Annotated in this window: 2 protein-coding genes and 1 pseudogene; 1 reads left to right on the forward strand and 2 read right to left on the reverse strand. The window is 52.3% G+C overall.

Annotation, left to right across the window (positions count from 1 at the left end):
• The coding region (locus tag K0778_RS25815; RefSeq protein WP_214290700.1) for a hypothetical protein at positions 1-188 on the forward strand (188 nt) is incomplete at its 5' end.
• On the opposite strand, the pseudogene K0778_RS28125 reads toward K0778_RS25815, so the two are convergent.
• Positions 166-228: pseudogene (locus K0778_RS28125) on the reverse strand (hypothetical protein); the annotation flags it as partial. The gene K0778_RS25815 and the pseudogene K0778_RS28125 sit on opposite strands and share 23 nt — an antisense overlap.
• 296 nt (positions 229-524) lie before the next feature.
• The gene (locus tag K0778_RS25820) at positions 525-1,496 is read right to left on the reverse strand and encodes an integron integrase (protein ID WP_032482493.1); all 972 of its coding nucleotides are present in this window, start codon (positions 1,494-1,496) and stop codon (positions 525-527) included.
• Between the last annotated feature and the right edge of the window lie 337 nt (positions 1,497-1,833).

Genomic DNA, 1,833 nt, shown 5'->3' on the forward strand with positions numbered 1-1,833 from the left:
CGTACGGCCCACAGAATGATGTCACGCTGAAAATGCCGGCCTTTGAATGGGTTCATGTGCAGCTCCATCAGCAAAAGGGGATGATAAGTTTATCACCACCGACTATTTGCAACAGTGCCTGTTTTGCCATGGCAGAATCTGATCCATGCGGGAGAGGAAAATCTATTTTCGGGTCTGACGGCGCTTAGTGCTGAATTCACTATCGGCGAAGGTGAGTTGATGGCTCATGATGTCCCTCTGGGATGCGCTCCGGATGAACATGATGATCTCATATCAGGAACTTGTTCGCACCTTCCCTGTCTATCGCACATTTTTGCAAATCCCGTCGATTATTTATTTCCATATGAAACTGAAATCCGTAGCATAGTTTGACGAAAAGAACAGGCCATCAGGATGAAAATGGCCCGGGTAACAAGCCACCACCTGAAACGGATGTCAGCCTCTAGGAGCTGTAACCTAAGGGCGGTAGCGTGCCTGCGTCAGGCCACTCGTTCTGAAAAACCGAGCGTCCCGCCCCCCAACCATTACAGATCAGACAAAGGGCTACGTACCCCATTGGCGCCGTTTTGCAGCACATGGGTATAAATTTGTGTGGTTCGAACATCAGAATGGCCCAGTTGCTCCTGCACGGTTCGAATATCCGCCCCCCGCGCCAGCAAATGGGTGGCAAAGGAATGGCGCAAGGTATGACAGGTGACCGGTTTTCCCAGCTGTAGCTGACGCGCCGTGGCTCGAACCGCTTTTTGCAGGGTAGTTGGATCCAGATGATGTCGACGCAAGGCCCCATCGACAGGATCGCGACTCAGATGGGATGCCGGAAACAGGTAGTGCCAACCCAGCTCTTTGCTGGCAGCCGGATACTTGCGCGCCAATGCCGTCGGCAAGGCCACCCCGGCATACGCGTCGTTTAAGCAGTCCGTCATATAAAAGCGCTGGACGTAGGCAATTTGCTCCCGCAGGGCCGGAATGAGTTCCGAGGCCAGAGTCACACGCCTGTGCTTGCCCCCTTTGCCATTCCAGACCATCAGGCAGAGGTAGTTGAAGTCGATATCCTGCACGCACAGGCGCATCACCTCCATCAGCCTGAGTCCGCTGCCATACATCAGTTGCGCCAAGAGACGAAGATGAACTGGCATAGCCAGCAACAAGGCTCGGACTTCACTTTGCGTCAAAACAGTTGGCAGTTTGGGAGGGCGCTGGCTGCGCGTAAATTTCATCTCGAGCTGCAGAGGCCGTAACAAGACAGTGCGATACAAGAAGACCAGCGCATTCAACGCCTGGGCCTGAGTCTTGACAGCCACATGGCGCTCGGTGACCAGATAGGACAAAAATTGCTGAACCTCCGCCTCACCCAGCTCGACCGGATGCTTCATCCGGGAAAAACGGATAAATGCCTTGATCCAGTGCAGATAGGCTTCAACGGTTGCCATCGCGTAACGCAGCATCAACATCTGCTCATAGATGCTTGCCAAAAACGGCGAATGAGGCTTGCGCATGAGTCACCTCCACATGTATATATAAACAGTATATACACGAGCAAGTCCCATTGCTGACTATGAAGAAACTTTCCGCATTTTTGCATAATCTATGCGGTACAAAAACATTGCCAAAGCGGGCTTTATCCGGGATTTTCAAGCTTCCGGTACATAGTCTCACACCAGACTATGACGACCCGATCCACCCCAAAATCACGGATAGATTCCGTACAATAAATTGTTAGTCGGACGCCTACGGCGCCGAGGAAAAAAGAAACCAAACCATTCTTGCTGCCAAAGAGAAAAACCCCTTACGGTGGCGTACTGGGAAAGTGCGTATCTACGACGCCTTGCCGGT

It is taken from the genome of Escherichia sp. XD33 (assembly GCF_019375075.1).
In the GTDB taxonomy this organism is placed as follows: Bacteria; Pseudomonadota; Gammaproteobacteria; order Enterobacterales; family Enterobacteriaceae; genus Enterobacter; species Enterobacter flexneri_A.